Source organism: Pseudomonas sp. EU05-FHT14B02 (assembly GCF_058791055.1).
In genome coordinates this window covers 12,323-29,303 of the sequence record NZ_JBYTDD010000017.1, presented here as the reverse complement: position 1 = coordinate 29,303, position 16,981 = coordinate 12,323, and the positions used below count along the sequence as shown (strand labels likewise).

At 58.8% G+C, this 16,981-nt stretch carries 15 protein-coding genes and 1 pseudogene; 5 read left to right on the top strand and 11 right to left on the bottom strand.

All coding sequences use genetic code 11. The features are described 5' to 3' along the window. Positions 1–72 precede the first annotated feature (72 nt). The 5 genes and pseudogenes from AC3WTM_RS16680 to tli1a (AC3WTM_RS16660) all read right to left on the bottom strand — a co-directional run. Positions 73–225: pseudogene (locus tag AC3WTM_RS16680) on the bottom strand (helix-turn-helix transcriptional regulator); the annotation flags it as partial. Positions 226–318: 93 nt separating this feature from the next. After that, positions 319–2,676: a T6SS phospholipase effector Tle1-like catalytic domain-containing protein gene (locus tag AC3WTM_RS16675; protein ID WP_492587621.1), complete on the bottom strand. Its 2,358-nt coding sequence runs from the start codon at positions 2,674–2,676 to the stop codon at positions 319–321. Beyond that, a complete protein-coding gene (gene tli1a, locus AC3WTM_RS16670) occupies positions 2,664–3,173 on the bottom strand; it encodes a Tli1a family immunity protein (protein WP_207291311.1) in 510 nt (169 codons plus the stop codon). The genes AC3WTM_RS16675 and tli1a (AC3WTM_RS16670) overlap by 13 nt, the downstream gene beginning before the upstream one ends. A 26-nt stretch (positions 3,174–3,199) precedes the next feature. Further along, positions 3,200–3,517: a hypothetical protein gene (locus tag AC3WTM_RS16665; RefSeq protein ID WP_102685604.1), complete on the bottom strand. Its 318-nt coding sequence runs from the start codon at positions 3,515–3,517 to the stop codon at positions 3,200–3,202. Further along, the gene (gene tli1a, locus AC3WTM_RS16660) at positions 3,505–4,026 is read right to left on the bottom strand and encodes a Tli1a family immunity protein (RefSeq protein WP_102685603.1); all 522 of its coding nucleotides are present in this window, start codon (positions 4,024–4,026) and stop codon (positions 3,505–3,507) included. The genes AC3WTM_RS16665 and tli1a (AC3WTM_RS16660) overlap by 13 nt, the downstream gene beginning before the upstream one ends. Positions 4,027–4,704: 678 nt before the next feature. Here tli1a (AC3WTM_RS16660) and AC3WTM_RS16655 point away from each other — a divergent pair. Beyond that, a complete protein-coding gene (locus AC3WTM_RS16655; RefSeq protein WP_102672686.1) occupies positions 4,705–5,052 on the top strand; it encodes a DUF6124 family protein in 348 nt (115 codons plus the stop codon). Positions 5,053–5,165: 113 nt separating this feature from the next. On the opposite strand, the gene AC3WTM_RS16650 is transcribed toward AC3WTM_RS16655, so the two are convergent. From AC3WTM_RS16650 to AC3WTM_RS16640, 3 genes are read right to left on the bottom strand one after another with little or no spacing between them, the layout of a single operon-like run. Further along, positions 5,166–6,074, bottom strand: coding sequence for a helix-turn-helix domain-containing protein (locus tag AC3WTM_RS16650; protein WP_102672685.1), 909 nt, complete (start codon positions 6,072–6,074; stop codon positions 5,166–5,168). Then, positions 6,071–7,489: an aminotransferase gene (locus AC3WTM_RS16645; protein ID WP_102672684.1), complete on the bottom strand. Its 1,419-nt coding sequence runs from the start codon at positions 7,487–7,489 to the stop codon at positions 6,071–6,073. The genes AC3WTM_RS16650 and AC3WTM_RS16645 overlap by 4 nt, the downstream gene beginning before the upstream one ends. A 39-nt stretch (positions 7,490–7,528) precedes the next feature. Continuing rightward, positions 7,529–8,635, bottom strand: a complete 1,107-nt coding sequence (locus AC3WTM_RS16640; protein WP_102672683.1) for a polyamine ABC transporter substrate-binding protein — start codon at positions 8,633–8,635, stop codon at positions 7,529–7,531. A 218-nt stretch (positions 8,636–8,853) separates the two neighbouring features. Between AC3WTM_RS16640 and AC3WTM_RS16635 the strand changes: the two genes are divergently transcribed. The 4 genes from AC3WTM_RS16635 (at position 8,854) to AC3WTM_RS16620 (ending at position 14,117) form a co-directional block, all read left to right on the top strand. Continuing rightward, complete coding sequence (locus AC3WTM_RS16635; RefSeq protein ID WP_102672682.1) at positions 8,854–9,636, top strand: enoyl-CoA hydratase-related protein; 783 nt, start codon at positions 8,854–8,856, stop codon at positions 9,634–9,636. After that, on the top strand, positions 9,633–10,814 hold the full coding sequence (locus tag AC3WTM_RS16630) for an acetyl-CoA C-acyltransferase family protein (protein WP_102672681.1): 1,182 nt from the start codon (positions 9,633–9,635) through the stop codon (positions 10,812–10,814). The genes AC3WTM_RS16635 and AC3WTM_RS16630 overlap by 4 nt, the downstream gene beginning before the upstream one ends. 592 nt (positions 10,815–11,406) lie before the next feature. Beyond that, positions 11,407–12,528: an HlyD family secretion protein gene (locus AC3WTM_RS16625; RefSeq protein ID WP_102672679.1), complete on the top strand. Its 1,122-nt coding sequence runs from the start codon at positions 11,407–11,409 to the stop codon at positions 12,526–12,528. Next, positions 12,525–14,117 carry a DHA2 family efflux MFS transporter permease subunit gene (locus AC3WTM_RS16620; RefSeq protein ID WP_057713965.1) on the top strand — a complete coding sequence of 531 codons (1,593 nt, stop codon included), beginning with the start codon at positions 12,525–12,527 and terminating at the stop codon, positions 14,115–14,117. Before AC3WTM_RS16625 ends, AC3WTM_RS16620 begins: the two co-directional genes overlap by 4 nt. A 12-nt stretch (positions 14,118–14,129) precedes the next feature. Here AC3WTM_RS16620 and AC3WTM_RS16615 read toward each other — a convergent pair whose 3' ends face one another. From AC3WTM_RS16615 to ycaC, 3 genes are all read right to left on the bottom strand, one after another. Further along, positions 14,130–14,570 (bottom strand): carboxymuconolactone decarboxylase family protein, encoded by a 441-nt coding sequence (locus tag AC3WTM_RS16615; protein WP_102672678.1) that lies wholly within the window; start codon positions 14,568–14,570, stop codon positions 14,130–14,132. Positions 14,571–14,661: 91 nt separating this feature from the next. Further along, entirely contained in the window at positions 14,662–16,104 is a 1,443-nt protein-coding gene (locus AC3WTM_RS16610) for a mechanosensitive ion channel family protein (protein ID WP_102672677.1), read from the bottom strand. Positions 16,105–16,324: 220 nt separating this feature from the next. Beyond that, complete coding sequence (gene ycaC, locus AC3WTM_RS16605) at positions 16,325–16,951, bottom strand: isochorismate family cysteine hydrolase YcaC (RefSeq protein WP_102672676.1); 627 nt, start codon at positions 16,949–16,951, stop codon at positions 16,325–16,327. Positions 16,952–16,981: the final 30 nt, after the last annotated feature.

Sequence of the window (16,981 nt, the reverse complement as noted above, 5' to 3'; positions counted from 1 at the left end):
TCTGGGCTTCCGGTTGACCACAGATCCTGTGGTCAACCAAAAACCACATTCGATTTGTGCCAGCTGAAATTCTCAGTGCTTGCGCAACCACTCGATAAACAGCGCAAACAACTCCGACTGCGAACCCATCTCCAGCTTCAGATACAGGTTCTTGCGGTGCATGCGCACGGTTTCCGGTGAGATGCTCATCTGGCTGGCGGTGGATTTTTCCGAATGGCCCTGTACTTTAGCGCGCGCCCAGCCCAGCTTGAACAGAGCCAGAAACATTGCAACCAGTTCGACATTCAGGTTCGTTACCCATGCGTACCAGAGGCAACATCAGACGTCCTCCCCGGTGAGTTCGAACAAACTGCCCGCCTCGCGCAGCATGGCGGTGGTTCGATCGATCATCTGCGCATAGTTTTCCTCGGCAATCTGCTGCTTGAGCTCAGCCGCCACCTGGCCGATATGAGCCGTCGGTTTGAGCAACTGCGCGGCCTCCGGCAGGAACGGCAGCGCCACACCCCGCGCCTTGTCGATCACCTGATAGCCGATGGTGGCGCCACCGATGCCAGCGGCCAGCCCGCCAACCCCGCCCAGCACCCCACCGCGCTTGATGCCGTAGACCGTTGCGCCGGCCAGCATCGCCACGCCCAGAATTCGTCCCGCCACCACCACCGGTGCCAGGTCCCGGCTGTTGGCATTGCCGAAATACGTCATGCGATAGAAGAAATAACCGGCCCACAGCTCGCGGGATTTCAACGCGTCATGCATGAACCAGGCGCGTGAGTCGTGTATCTGGTCATCGAACAACGCGACCACCAGCGCCATGCGCGGGTCGCTGCTGGGCGTGCCTCGGTCATCGCGGAACAATTGTTTGGTGCGCAGATCACCTGCCGCCCTGATCGCGGCGTGGTCTTGCAATTCATCGTTTTCGTTGAGCAGATAGATGGCGTCGCGCAAGATCACATCGGTGATCGTACCGGCCGCACTGGTTTGCTTGCGGTCGAAGCCTCTGTAGTCGCGCTTGAATTCCGCAGCCGCCTCGCTGAGCTGGGTCTTGTCGATCTGCGGTTCATAGATGGGTGGGCCGGGATGATTCGTGGCCGCCTCAGGCGCCTTCAGCCGATCGGCCAGGATGATTTTTTTCTGCTTTTCGTAGGCCTCGCGTTGTTGTTCGGTCTCGTAGCCAGTGATTTCGTTGGCCTGGGTGAAAAACGGCTGATGCTTGTAGCTGTCGTTGTTCTGCAACGGGTCATTGGCATAACGACCGATGCGCCAGCCGGTGATCCAGCCCAGTTGATCGGCGAGGGTTTCTTCCACTGTTGTACTGAGTAGCTCGGGTTTGTACTCCCAGGGTTTTGTGTGGGTGGGGGGGTCGGCGGTGATACCTGGGAGGGTGTGGCGCCAGGCGTTGAAGCGCTCGACTAGCGTGTCACTGAGTCCAAACTCTCTGTCGGTTGCCGGACTCATGACACGCCATTGTCTATATGGCAGCAGGCATTCCGGCAGCACCGTTTCCGGCACCTGCAATGGTGCGCCGGCAGCGAAGGCTTCGGCATACATGTCGTGCAGGACAATCTGCGATACCAGTTCATCAGTACCGCCGCGAGCCTTGCCCTGGTCATTCTGCGGATAACCACCCCCGACATCGGAATGCACACCGGGGTACACCACTTCAAAGGTGTTGGGCGGGTACTGGCCGTCCTCGTTGCGGATCGAGTCCAGCGGAAAGCACGAGCGTTGCTCGAAGGCCGCGACGAAGTGCCGGCAACGTTTGACGAACTTCGGAAATTTCGCGGCGTCGGGCAGCAACTGACTGTCATCAGCCCAGTCCATGTGCCCGGCAAAAAAAGGTGCCGCATGGGCGATGCCGACCGAGGCGACGGTGTCCAGCACACCGAGAAATTCCACGCTGACCGGCAGACCGATCAGTCGCTGTTCGGGGAGCTCGGCACCGGCTGGCGTATCGAACAGCTCGCTCAGCCAAGTCACGAAGGTGCGGGCCTCTGCCGCGCCGCGCGAGAAGCCGTATACGAACAGTTTGACTCCCAGCACTTTGGGTTGCCGAGATTTGGCTTTGCATTCCTCCAAATCCCCCAGCAGCCCATTCATGATTCGCCGCCGTTTGCCTTCCCCCAGGACGCTCATGAGCGGGGCCGGCCAGGTGCTCATTTCTTTGACCAGGCCCTTGGCAGCTATACGGTCAATTTCTTTTTTATTGTTCAGTGAGTACGACAGTGCACTGGCCACCTGAACCAACGCCCAGTTGATTCGATTCTCACCACCCGTTGCGAACGTCAGCCCATATGCACTGTAATCGGGTTCGCCAATTTCCGGAAACGGTGTGCCGACACCGGGCATGTAATAAGAAAAGTAGCCTTCCGTCTTCGCATCATCATCTTGAATCGACGCATGGAAGAGCTTGGCGATATTGCTCGGGTGATTTTTCTTTGTGTCGTTGAACTCGTTATTGTTAGTGCCATCGAAGAACAGACTGATGTGCAGGCTGTGGCAACAATCGAACCGCTGGGACTGCCCTTTGGAGTTGACGCCTCGCTGGTGACCACGCTCCTCGGCGGTTTGTTTTTTGTAATTGGCAGTCACCGTCACAACATCACCGGGCAAACGCCCCTCCACTGGAAAAACCGGCGGAGCCCATACCTTGGCGTTTGAATTATTGTTTACTTTGGACATACAGCTGGCTCCTTCATCTGTTTGGGTTCTTTAATTGGGTTATTGGGCGATCCGTATCCCCAACACGAAGTCGTGACCTTGATTTTATTGCAAGTTAAAAAATGCACGCTTAAACCACATGAATCCGTTCCCGACCATTCTGGGATTTCGACGATGGTGCTGTAGTGCTGATAGTTAGCTTTATGCTTGGCTTGAGCGGCTCTATAGCCATCAGTTCCTAACGGCGGCCATTTAGAGTACGCATAAGGATCAGTATCGACTTCCCATTCAATATTTGCCTTCAAGCCGGGGCGCCATTTGGTAGGCAGAATAATACAGCACGAACTTCCACCGCCTCCATGCGCTCTGTAACCATTCACTGAAAACCAATTAATTGCATGGAGGGTATGATTAACCGCTTGTAGATTACCTCCCGCCATTTCATTTTCCGCCGTGGAACATCCAACTAACGCCACCCCAAGCAACCCCAACCACCATCGCGCCCTGTTTTTTTTCATAGCTATCTCCCGCACCCATCTCTCCCTTATTTCATTTCAGGTTGCATGGGAAAAACCCCCACGGGGAGCTTTCCCATACAGCCTCTCGGGTGATTCTTCTTTGTGTCGTTGAACTCGTTATTGTTAGTTCCATCGAAGAACAGACTGATGTGCAGGCTGTGGCTGCACTCGAACCCCAAGGACTGTCCTTTGGAGTCGACGCCTCGCTGGTGGCAAACCTCCTCGGCGATTTGCTTTTTGTAATTGGCAGTCACCTTCACAACATCACCAGGCAAACACCCCTCCACTGGAAAAACCGGCGGAGCCCATACCTTGGCGTTTGAATTATTGTTTACTTTGGACATACAGCTGGCTCCTTCATCTGTTTGGGTTCTTTAATTGGGTTATTGGGTGATCCGTATCCCCAACACGAAGTCGTGACCTTGATTTTATTGCAAGTTAAAAAATGCACGCTTAAACCACATGAATCCGTTCCCGACCATTCGGGAATATCCACAATTGTGTTGTGGCGCTGAAATTTTGCCTCATGCGCAGCCCACGCATCTTCATCAAATCCATATCCAGTAGTTTTTCTTTTTATTTTTGCATAAGGCTCCGGATCGACTTCCCATTCAATATTCGCCTTCAAACCAGGACGCCATTTGGTCGGCAAAACAATACAACACGTACTTCCACCTCCACCGTGAGCTCGGTACCCATTAACGGAAAACCAATTAATCGCATGCAGGGTATGGTTAACCGCTTTTAGATTACCTCCCGCCATTTCATTTTCCGCCGTGGAGCATCCAACTAACGCCAGTCCAAACAAGCCCAACAACCATCGCACTCTTGTTTTTTTTATAGTTATCTCCATCACCGAACACTCCCTTATTTCATTTCAGGCTGCATTGGAAAAATTCCGCACGAGTCTCTGCTGTATACATGTTCAGAACTCCCTGAGAGCATACGGAAAGGCTTCATTTCCATCCCTCGTTCAAGCATTCGACAGCTTTCAAGAAGGTGGCGACAGTTGATATAGGATTGCTCCTTCTAGCGCGTAGGACTCTTCCCGATAACGACGCGCAAGGTCTGTAGGATTTTTTATGATCTCTATTTGAGGCTTACAGCTCGGAGATTTCTGACAGCGTTAAAACCCTCGGGGCGAACCCGGTTTGGCCGCAATTCAGGGCTTTTTTACAATCAAGTTCCTGCCTGTTTAAAAGTCAGCAAGTTTACTTCCCGAAAGCCACATCACCTTGCGTCGTTGCCTACGGATACGCCAGAATCCGCCGGCTTGTGCGCCCTGGGGCCGCTCGGTAACTTGATTCGCGTCACTGATCGTCAGTGATCGGGTTTAGTAGCCCGTGGTTAAATCTAAGTCGTACAACGCTTCTATCAGTCAGGCATTGCGCCTGCGTTTTGATGGTGGCTGTACGTAGGGCGTCCTTGGGCGCGCCGGCTTCTTAGATTCCCCGGTCTACTAACCTGCGTACAGCTGCCACCCCTTCTTTTAGTAGGGAAGTGGTGCCGGCACAAATCGGGAATCTAAGAAATGTTCAAGGTAACGCCAAACCCGCCGGACACCGATCCGGCAACGTCCTCCAGAACCATCGACTCAAATAATCCCCACGCCCCCACCGATACCATTCCCTCAGCAGCCGATATCCGAGACACTCCACGCAAACTGTGCACGATGTTTTTCGTTAATCCTGAACTCGATACCGAAAGCCTCTTGGCCCATGCGTGCGAATCGCTGGCCTCGGCCAATATCATGACGATGGATCTGGCGGACCGGGCGGAGGGATCGAGCCGCAATACTCTATTGGGTATCGCGCAAGTCATCATGCTGGGCGAGCTGGCGGTGAACCGGGCGCTGGATCGAATCGATCCACCTGAGTAGAAATTCAAAAGATCGCAGCCTGCGACAGCTCCTACATGGGTCCGGTACAACCGTCATTTTGCGGGTGTACGCAAAACCTGTAGGAGTTGCCGCAGGCTGCGATTTTTTAATTTTTAATGTTTGCGCAACCACTCGATAAACAGCGCAAACAACTCCGACTGCGAACCCACCTCCAGCTTCAGGTACAGGTTCTTGCGGTGCATGCGCACGGTTTCCGGTGAGATGCTCATCTGGCTGGCGGTGGACTTCACCGAATGCCCGCGCAGGAGCATGTGCGCCACTTCCCGCTCGCGCTCGGTGAGCACATCGCTGCCGAAATGCTCGAAAGCCGACTGCACCCGGTGCTTGAGATCATCGCGCATGCCCTGGTCTTTATCGCACTGGATCTCGCGACTGCGCAGCATTCCGCGTTGACTGAATTCGCTGATGAACTCACGCACCAGCGGTTCTACGGCGCGCAGCAGGTTCAACTGTTCGGCGCTCAGGCATTCACCGCCGAAACCCTGATAGAGGCTGACCGAAATCTTCGTGTCATTGCCGGTATCGACGATGTAGTAGCTGTCTTCCGAACAGCCCGCATTCAGGTAATAGGTCTTGTAGTAATCAGTGTCGAAAAAGTTGTCCGGCGCGATTTCCTCCAGGTGATAGAACCCTTGCGCCAACCCCTGCTCCACCGCCAGGCAGAACGGATCGAGCAAATAGCCCCCGGCAAAATAGCGCTCAAGAATCGACACCTGATACTCCTGTGCAATCCCGCGCTGATGCAGCAACTGTGGCGCGCGGTCCTTGCGCTCCAGGCTGATCATCATCGACTCGACGGACACCAGTTGCGCCAACGCCGACGCCAGGTGTCGCAAGGCGTCAGGCTCATCGATATGGGCGAAGGCCTCGCGCATTCCCCCATGCCATTTGTGCAATGCCCCGAAGGGCATTGCGATCAGCGTATCGTCGTTTGGTTTGCTCATGCCCCGCAGTCTAGCGGGTGAACAGGGCCTTGGTAAAAGCCTGACGGATGAAGTCATTGGCCGAAATACTGGCCGCTCTGCTCAAGCTCGGCCGCCACTTCAAGTATGCACACCCGCAAGGTCTCGACGATTTCATCGACCTGGGCAAACGTCAGGATCAACGGCGGCGACATCACGTTGAGGTGCATGATCGGCCTCACCAGCAAGCCTCGGGCCTGGGCCCGCACGTGAATTTTCTCGCCGATGTTGATCTCGTCGGGGAACAGCGCCTTGGTGCGTTTATCGGCGACGAACTCCACGCAGGCCATGAGTTTCTGGCAGCGCACATCCCCCACCAACGGCAAGTCCCGCAGGGTTGCCAGGCGCGCTTCCAGATACGCCCCCACCGTGTCGACATGGGCCAGCAGGTTTTCCCGCTCGATGATTTCGATGTTCTTCAGCGCCGCCGTGCAGCACACCGGATGCCCGCTGTAGGTGAAGCCGTGGGTGAAGCAGCGGCCCTTGCCCGGCTCGGCGATGACTTTCCAGATGCGCTCGGAAAAGATGCACGCACCCAGCGGCAGGTAGGCCGAGGTCAGGCCCTTGGCCGTGGTGATGATGTCGGGTTGCACGCCGAACACCTCATAAGAGGCAAAGAACTTGCCCAGGCGCCCGAACGAGGTCACCACTTCGTCGGCGACGAACAGGATGTCGTAGCGCTGGCAGACGTCCCACATGCGCTTGAGATAACCCCGGGGCGGAATGATCACCCCGCCGGAGCCCATGATCGGCTCGGCGAAAAAACCGGCGACCTTGTCTGCGCCAATCGAGAGGATCTTGTCTTCGAATTCCTTGACCAGGAACTCGAGGAACTGCGCTTCGTCCATGCCATCGGGCGCGCGGTACGGATTCGGGTTTGAGACGTGGTGGATCAGCGGGTTGGCGTAGTCGAACTCCGGCACGCGGTCGGCGGCCTTGTTGCCGATCGACATGGTCAGGGTGGTGGAGCCGTGATAGGCGTTGAACCGCGCGATGATGTGCTTCTTCTCGGGTTTTCCTCGGCAGTTCTGGTAGTACTGGATCAGCCGGTACGCAGTGTCCACGGCGGTGGAGCCGCCGGTGGTCAGGAACACATGGTCAAGGTCGCCAGGGGCCAGGCTGGCGAGTTTTTCGCACAACTGGATCGCCACGTTGTTCGACATGTCGGAAAACGGATTCGAATAGGCCAGCTGACGCACCTGGTCGGCGATGGCCTCGGCCATTTCCTCACGACCCAGGCCGATGTTGGTGCACCACATGCCGCCCACCGCATCGAGAAAGCGGTTGCCCTGGGTGTCGTAGATGTAGGCGCCGTCGCCTGCGACGATGTTCAGCGAGCCCTGTTCGGCGTGTTCGTCGAACACGTGATAGCCGTGCATATGGTGAGCCTTGTCGGCCTTGACCAGCCGGGACTCGTCCGCTGGGGAAAAAACGGTGCGTGTTGGCGTCGCCATAAATAAACCTCTAACCGAATTGACTAACGTTCGAACAAATCAGATGCCGCTTTTCACGGTGCTCCAGACCCGGGTAATCGCCCGCATGTCCTTGGCGTTCTGGGTCTTCTGCGGAAACAGCCGCTCGCGGGTTTGCGCGTCGGGGTAAATCGCCGGGTTGTTGCGCACATCGGCGCTCAACAACGGCGTGGCCGCGGCGTTGCTGTTGGCGTAATTGATGAAGTCGCTCACGTCCGCCATCACCTGCGGCTGCATCAGGTACTCGAGAAACTTGTGGGCATTGGCGACGTGGGGCGCGTCGGCCGGGATGTACAGGTTGTCGAACCAGATCAGCGAGCCTTCCTTGGGGATGAAGTAGGCCAGGTCGATCTTCTTTTTGGCTTCTGCGGCGCGGGCCATGGCGGTGGCGTAGTCGCCGGACCAAGTCATGGCCATGCACACATCGCCATTGGGCAGGCTGGTCAGGTAATTGACCGAGTCGAATTTGCGGATGTACGGCCGCACGGACAACAACAAGTCCTGGGTGGCTTTCAGATCTTCCGGTGCGGCGCTTCTCGGATCACGACCCAAGTACTTCAGGGCCATGGGAATGACTTCGGTCGGGGCATCGAGCAGGGTCACTCCGCAGTCGGCGAAGCGCGAGACGATCTTCGGATCGAAGATCATCGCCAGCGAGCCGATCGGCGCGTCGGGCATGCGTTCCTTGATCTTGTCGACGTTGTAGGTGACGCCGTTGCTACCCCAGGTATAAGGCGCCGAGTACGTGGTGCCCGGATCGTACCCTTGCAGATCCTCCAGGACTTTCGGGTCCAGGTTGGTCCAGCCCGGCAGCAGCTTTTTGTCCAGCGGCTGGAACACCTTGGCCTTGATCAGCGGTGGCGCCAGGGACGCGTTCAACACGATCAGGTCATAACCAGAGTGGCCGGTGAGCAATTTGGCCTGCACCGTTTCGTAGGCATCGAAGGTGTCGTAGATGACCTTGATGCCGGTGGCCTTTTCGAAGTCGGCCACGGTTTTTTCACCGATGTAATCCGCCCAGTTGTACAACCGCAGCGTATGGCTGTCGTCCACTTGAGCGGCGTAGGCATTCAATGTCAGCGGTACAACAAACAGACTGGAAATCACCTTAAGCAGCGTCTTGCCCATAGCAAATGCACCTTATAGCGAGTTCGGCTCTGGATGAGCGGATGCCCCCACTATTGGTGGATTCACCGGGCGCGGCCATACCCCGAATGGGTGTGTGTCGCTTTTTGGGCACATCGGCATGGCAAAAAGCGGCAGTGCAGTTGACCCGTTTTGCCATAGATCCGGGGTTTGTCCGGCGCTTAAAGTGGCAGCCCTGAACCGACCGTGCAGATCCTGCGATGACCGACCTGATCAAACACGAGCAACGCGACGGCGTGTTGACGCTGACCATCGACCGCCCGGACAAGCTCAATGCGCTGAACAACGCCATGTACACGCAACTGGCCGAGCTGTTGCTGGCCGCCGACGAAGACCCGCAGACCGGCGTGATCATCATCACCGGCGGCCCGGCGTGCTTTACCAGCGGCAATGACCTGGTGGATTTCCTCCAGCACCCGCCGACTCATCTGGACGCCCCGGCATTCCACCTGATGAAGGTCGTCACGCGCCTGCAAAAACCGCTGATCGCGGCAGTCTGCGGTGCGGCCATCGGTATTGGCACCACATTGCTGCTGCATTGCGATCAAGTACTGGTCACCCGCAACGCCAAGCTGCGCATGCCGTTCGTCAACATCGGCCTGTGCCCCGAATTTGGCGCCAGCCTGTTGCTGCCACGCCGGCTCGGCCATGCCCGTGCCGCGAACCTGCTCCTGTTGGGCAACGGCCTGGACGGCAACGAAGCGGTGGCCTGGGGCCTGGCCAACGAAGCCTTCGATGACGGCGAACAATGCCTGGCGGCGGCGACAAAAATCGCCCAGCGCTTTCTGGCCATGCCCCAGCAAGCCTTGCGCCAGTCCCGGCTGCTGATGAAACAGGCTTGCCTGGCCGAACTGGAAGCCACCCTGCGCGAAGAAAACACGCTGTTCATTCAACGCCTGAATACCGACGAGGCGAAAACCGCCTTGAACGCCCTGCTCAATCGCAGTACAGATAAGAATCCACCGAAAGGAAACCAGCCATGAACACTCCAGAAATCTACGTCGTCAGCGCCGCCCGTACCGCCATCGGTACCTTCGGTGGCTCGCTCAAGGACGTGCCGTTGGCCGACCTCGCGACCACGGCCGTGAAAGCCGCCCTGGAGCGAGCCGCCGTGGACCCGGCGCTCGTTGGCCATCTGGTGATGGGCAACGTGATCCCGACCGAAACCCGCGATGCCTACATCTCCCGCGTCGCGGCGATGAACGCCGGCATTCCGAAGGAAACCCCGGCCTACAACGTCAACCGCCTCTGCGGTTCGGGCCTGCAAGCGATCATCAACGCCGCCCAGACCCTGATGCTCGGCGATGCCGACATCGTCGTCGGCGCCGGTGCCGAATCCATGAGCCGTGGCCCGTACCTGATGCCGGCCGCCCGTTGGGGTTCGCGCATGGGCAACGCCCAGGTCATCGACTACATGCTCGGCATCCTGCATGACCCCTTCCATGGCATCCACATGGGCATCACCGCCGAGAACGTCGCCGCGCGCAACGGCATCACCCGCGAAATGCAGGACGCCCTGGCTTTCGAAGACCAGCAACGCGCGGCCCACGCGATTGCCAACGGCTACTTCAGCGAGCAGATCGCGACCGTGGAAATCCAGGATCGCAAAGGCACCAAGCTGTTCAGCGTCGACGAACATCCGCGCGCCACGTCCCTGGAACAGCTGGCAGCAATGAAGCCGGCGTTCAAGAAGGACGGTTCGGTCACCGCCGGCAACGCCTCGGGCCTGAACGACGGCGCCGCCGCACTGGTCATGGCCAGTGGCAACGCGGTCCAGGCCAATAACCTGAAACCCCTCGCCCGCCTGGTCAGCTACGCCCACGCCGGCGTCGAACCGGAATTCATGGGCCTGGGCCCGATCCCGGCCACGCGCCTGGCACTCAAGCGCGCCGGCCTGACCGTCGCCGACCTGGACGTGATCGAAGCCAACATCGCCTTCGCGGCCCAGGCCTGCGCCGTCAGCCAGGAACTGGACCTCGACCCGGCCAAGGTCAACCCGAACGGTTCGGGTATCGCCCTGGGCCACCCGGTGGGCGCGACCGGTGCAATCATCGCCACCAAGGCCATCCACGAACTACACCGCACCGGCGGCCGTTACGCGCTGGTGACCATGTGCATCGGTGGTGGTCAGGGGATTGCGGCGATTTTTGAGCGGGTTTGATAGCTGCACATTTGGAGTGGGTGCATATCCATTTCTGCTGTAACGGCGGCTGACGGTTCCGCTTTTACAGCGGGTTACTTGGAAGAGCCCCAAGTAACCAAGGGCTCTTGCCCCTGACGTTCGGTGCCTCGCCAAGGCTCGGCATTCCCTCGCTCCGGTCCTGCTCCGTGGGCCCGCCGCGATCGGCCATCCATGGCCGTACGCGGCTAACCCGGCATCCATGCCGGGTTGCCCACTGCGCAGAACCTCCACTCGGCCTCTCGAGGGGGCAAGAAGATCAAAAGCCAAAGCAAAAGCAAAAGCCAGGCGGCCTTCGGGCCGACCTGGCTTTTGCTGGTACCCCGATTCCCTGTAGGAACGAGCCTGCTCGCGATGGACGTCAACGATGACGCGGGGTGTCTGGATGAGCGCGTTGTCTGGGCATTTTTCGCGAGCAGGCTCGCTCCTACAATGTTTCTCCAGCGCTCACAAAATCTCTTCCTCTTTGAACAAGCCACCTGACGACCGGCAGCAAAAACCATTTGCCACAAAATATTACATTCGTCATATTATGATCATCATAATTAACCGCCGCACCCACAGGTAATCCTCCATGACCAGCATGCCCACCGTTGAACCCGACCTGGCTGCCCCGGTGACTGCCGCCAAACCTCCCCTGCTCAAACGCCTGCTGTTGCCAACACTGGGCATCGCGGCACTGGTGCTGGCCGGTGTATATGGCACGCATTGGTGGACTGCCGGACGTTTCATCGAGGAAACCGACGACGCCTACATCGGCGGCGATGTGACGGTGATCGGGCCGAAAGTGGCGGGCTACATCGACGAAGTGCTGGTGACCGATAATCAGAAGGTCAAGGCCGGTGACGTGCTGGTCCGTCTCGATTCCCGCGACTACCGCGCCCACCTGGCCAAGGCCGAAGGCGCAGTGGCCGCCCAGCAGGCCCTGCTCGCCAACCTCGACGCCACCGAGCAACTGCAACAGGCCGTCATCGGCCAGGCCCGTGCCGGCATCGACGCCGCCGGTGCCGAAGCCGCACGCTCGCGGGATGACGATGCCCGCTACAAAAAACTGGTGATCACCAACGCCGTCTCGGTTGAAAGTGCCCAGCGGGCCAATACCACGTTCAAGACGGCCCAGGCCCAAAGCAACCGCGCCCAGGCTGAATTGCTGGCCGCGCAACGCCAGTTGAATGTGATCGACACTCAGAAACAACAGGCCCGGGCCGCCTTGATCCAGGCCAAGGCTGAGCGCGACCTGGCGCAATTGAATGTCGGCTACACCGAACTGAAGGCACCGGTTGACGGTGTGATCGGCAATCGTCGGGCCCGGGTCGGCGCCTATGCCCAGGCCGGCTCGCAATTGCTCTCGGTGGTGCCGACCAGCGGTCTGTGGGTCGATGCCAACTTCAAGGAAGACCAACTGGCGCACATGGTGCCGGGGCAACGGGTGGTGATCCGCGCCGACGTGCTGTCGGGGCAGGAATTCCACGGTCACCTGGACAGCCTCGCCCCCGCCAGCGGTTCGCAATTCAGCGTATTGCCGCCGGAAAACGCCACCGGTAACTTCACCAAGATCGTGCAGCGGGTGCCGGTGCGGATTCACCTCGACCCGGCCGACAGTGTGCTCGGCCACTTGCGTCCGGGGTTGTCGGTCACCGCTGAAGTGGACACGCGCAAGGAACCTGAAGCGCCAGCCGTGGCCAGCGCGCCATGAGCCGTGCCCTCGCCGCCCCGGCGCAACCGTTCAATGCCGCGAACATGGCGACGGCGACCAAGGTTTTCGCCTTCGCCAGCATGTGCATCGGCATGTTCATTGCCCTGCTGGACATCCAGATTGTCTCAGCTTCGTTGCGTGACATCGGCGGCGGGCTTTCCGCCGGCACCGACGAAACCGCGTGGGTACAAACCAGCTACCTGATCGCCGAAATCATCGTGATCCCGCTGTCCGGCTGGCTGTCCCGGGTGTTCTCGACGCGCTGGCTGTTTTGCGCATCGGCGGTGGGTTTCACCCTGGCCAGCCTGCTGTGCGGCATAGCCTGGAACATCCAGAGCATGATCGCCTTCCGCGCCCTGCAAGGGTTTCTGGGCGGTTCGATGATCCCGCTGGTGTTCACCACGGCCTTCGTGTTCTTCACCGGCAAACAACGGGTGATCGCCGCCGCGACCATCGGCGCAGTGGCGTCCCTGGCACCGACCCTGGGGCCGGTGATCGGTGGCTGGATCACCGACATATCGTCCTGGCACTGGCTGTTCTACATCAACCTGGTCCCCGGCATCTTCGTCGCCGTGGCCGTGCCGATGCTGGTAAAAATCGACCAGCCGGAACTGTCGCTGCTCAAAGGCGCGGATTACTTGAGCATGGTGTTTCTGGCGCTGTTCCTTGGCTGCCTGGAATACACCCTCGAAGAAGGCCCGCGCTGGAACTGGTTCAGCGACCGCACGATCCTGACCACCGCGTGGATCAGTGGCCTGGCCGGGCTGGCGTTCATCGGCCGGACCTTGCATGTAGCCAACCCGATTGTCGATCTGCGCGCCTTGAAGGACCGCAATTTCGCCCTCGGTTGTTTCTTCTCGTTCGTCACCGGCATCGGCCTGTTCGCCACCATTTACCTGACACCGCTGTTCCTCGGTCGGGTGCGTGGCTACGGAGCGCTGGACATTGGTCTGGCGGTTTTCTCCACCGGAGTGTTCCAGATCATGGCGATTCCGCTGTATGCCTTTCTGGCCAATCGCGTCGACCTGCGCTGGATCATGATGTTCGGTCTTGGGCTATTTGCCTTGTCGATGTGGGATTTCAGCCCGATCACCCATGACTGGGGGGCCAAGGAGTTGATGCTGCCGCAAGCCCTGCGCGGGATTGCCCAGCAATTGGCGGTGCCGCCGGCGGTGACCTTGACCCTCGGCGGCCTGGCGCCAGCACGGCTCAAGCATGCGTCGGGGTTGTTCAACCTGATGCGCAACCTGGGCGGGGCCATCGGTATCGCCGCGTGCGCGACCATCCTCAACGACCGCACCAACCTGCATTTCACCCGGTTGGCGGAGAACCTCAACAGCACCAACGAGGCCCTCAACCAATGGCTGTCCCAGGTCGGCAACAACTTCGCCGCCCTCGGCCAGAGCGGTGACGCCGGGGTCACCGCCAGCCTGCATCAACTATGGTTGCTGACCTACCGCGAAGCCCAGACGCAAACCTATGGCGACGCGTTCTTGATGATCATGGTCTGCTTCATTATCGCCACGGCGATGGTGCCTTTGATGCGCAAGGTACAACCACCGGCCGCGCCGAGTGCCGATGCTCATTGATGCTTGTTCGGGTCAGGCCTGAGGCATTCTGCGAAAACCTACGGCCAGACGGTTCCAGCTGTTGATGGTGCTGATGGCCACCGTCAGGTCGACCATTTCCTTGGGCGTGAACTGGGCGCTGACCATTTCGTAGTCTTCATCCGGAGCGTGGGTCAGGCTGAGCTGGGTCAGGGATTCGGTCCAGAGCAGCGCAGCGCGTTCGCGCTCGGTAAAGAACGGTGCTTCACGCCAGGCTGTCACGGCGAACAGGCGGCGCGGGGTTTCACCGCCCTTGATCGCATCAGCTGTGTGCATGTCGATGCAGAAGGCGCAGCCGTTGATTTGCGAGGCACGCAGCTTGACCAGTTCGATCAGGTTTTTTTCCAGCGGCAACTTCGACACCGCTGTTTCCAGGGCGATCATCGCTTTGAGGGCATCAGGGGAGGCAGTGTAGAAATCGATACGGGGTTGCATGGGGTGCTCCAGGGCAGGTGAGTGTGTGACTACGTTAGTCCCCCGACCGGTCTGCACAAATAGCCAATCCATCAGAAGTCGAGGAGGCCATTCAAACCCGATTGCGCAACCATTGCAAAAAGCCCTTTTTCGCCTCCACCACCGGCAGTTCCTGAGTCAGGGTTTTCGCTTTGTGCAGCCGGAAATCGAGTAAGGTTTGCATTGCGTCGTTGATATCGTGACGAGCATCCAGACACGGTTTGAGGTATGACTTTTCAATGCGGTACAGGCCACAGAAGGTCTTGGCAGTGAACCGCGCAGGCACTGAGCTGTCGGCCAGGATCCCGGCTTCGCCTATCACTTCCCCCGGCCCCATGCGCCCGGACTCAAAAGGTTCGCCGTGCCGGGTGAGCATCACCGTCACTACCCCGGACTCGATGATGAACAAGTGATCGCTGACCTCCCCCGCCTCCAGGATCGTTTCCCCGGCGCGGAACGATTGCAAAGTCATGTTCTGGCTGAACGTGTCTTTCTCTTCCTGGCGCAGGGTAGAGAAAATCGGCGAGCTGTCGAGCAATGCCCGGGGCCGCGACAGGTTGCCAGGCGGATTGGGCTCCATGCTCGACAGCAAGTTCACACCGGACGCCTGCAAGTGCCGGTAGGCAAGGTCGAACAGTTGATTGCGCACCGAACGTTTCTGGTCCATCTGCGCGACAAACCCGCTGATTTCATAGACCACGCCAGTGTTGCTGGCACTTTTCATGGCGACATTTGGCGATGGTGTGTCCAGCAGAAAGCGACAACCTTGCATGGCCCGCTCCAAAGCATCGATCACCGTGTTCGGCCGCGCGTGGGGGCTCACCTCCAACGAAACGGAGATGCCGAACATATCGCTCGGCCGACTGAAATTAATGATCTTGGCCTTGGCTGCCAGAGAGTTGGGAATCACCGCCATGCAACCCTGGGAGGTCTGCAGGCGCGTGGCACGCCAGTCGATGTCGGTGACCCGGCCCTCCATGCCATCGATGGAGATGTAGTCATCGAGTTGATAGGGCTTGGTGGTGTTCAGGACGATCCCGGAAAACACGTCACTGAGGGTACTTTGCAAGGCCAGCCCGACGATGATCGCCAACGCACCGGACGTTGCCAGCACGCCCTTGACCGGCAGATCGAGCACATAGGCCAGGGCGGCAATGACCGCGATCAGGAAAATCACCGCACCGAGCAGATCCTGAAGCAATCGCCCGGTGTGCCCGACCCGTTGCATCATCACCGCGCCGATCAGCACGGTCAGGGTCCGCGCGCCGAACAACCACCAGCCGATCTGCAAACCGGTGGCCGCCAGATGCAAGGGTACGTTGTCAGCCCAGGGCGGCGGCTCCATCGGGTTCAGGCCTTCGTTGAACAACAGCAGGCTGAACAACGAAAAAATCACCACCCGTACCAATAGCCGCCAGGTGCTGCCAATTGCACTGAGCAAGTACCACAACCCAAGATCGATCAGGATCAACGCCATCGCGCTAATCAGCGGGTGTTCGGTGAGCAATGACAGCATCAAGCAACTCCAGCCAGGGTCAATAACGCGAAGATCGCATGGATTGGCCTCAGTGTAGGAGCATTTGATTTGGCGGGATGAACACCCTCCCAAAAACACCACAAACCAATGTGGGAGCGGGCTTGCTCGCGATGGCGGCAAAACAGTCACTGATGTACTGACTGTCAGGCCGCTATCGCGAGCAAGCTCGCTCCCACAGGGGGTATGAGTGATGCCGAAGTTATTTGCTATTGGCCAGTGTGCTGTAGCTGGTCATCAGGTTGCGGTAATCCGGAATATGGTTGGAGAACAGCGTACCCAACCCTTCGATGTCGTTGCGCCAGTCGCGGTGCAGTTCACAGGCCAGGCCGAACCAGGTCATCAGTTGCGCGCCCTGAGCGGTCATACGGTGCCACGCCGATTCGCGGGTCAGTTCGTTGAAGGTGCCGGACGCGTCGGTGACCACGAACACGTCAAAACCTTCGGCCAGCGCCGAAAGCGCCGGGAACGCCACGCACACCTCCGTCACCACACCGGCGATGATCAGTTGTTTCTTGCCAGTGGCCTTGATCGCCTTGACGAAATCTTCGTTGTCCCAGGCGTTGATCTGGCCCGGGCGAGCGATGTACGGCGCATCCGGAAAGAGTGCCTTGAGTTCGGGCACCAGCGGTCCGTTGGGACCGGTTTCGAAACTGGTGGTGAGGATGGTCGGCAGCTTGAAGTACTTGGCCAGGTCAGCCAGCGCCAGCACGTTGTTCTTGAATCGATCCGGATCGATGTCGCGCACCAGAGACAGCAGGCCCGCCTGATGATCAACCATCAAAACCGCGGCGTTGTCCTTGTCCAGTCGCTTGTAGGAAGTAGCCATTGCAGTAGTCCTCGCATGTTATCGATGCCG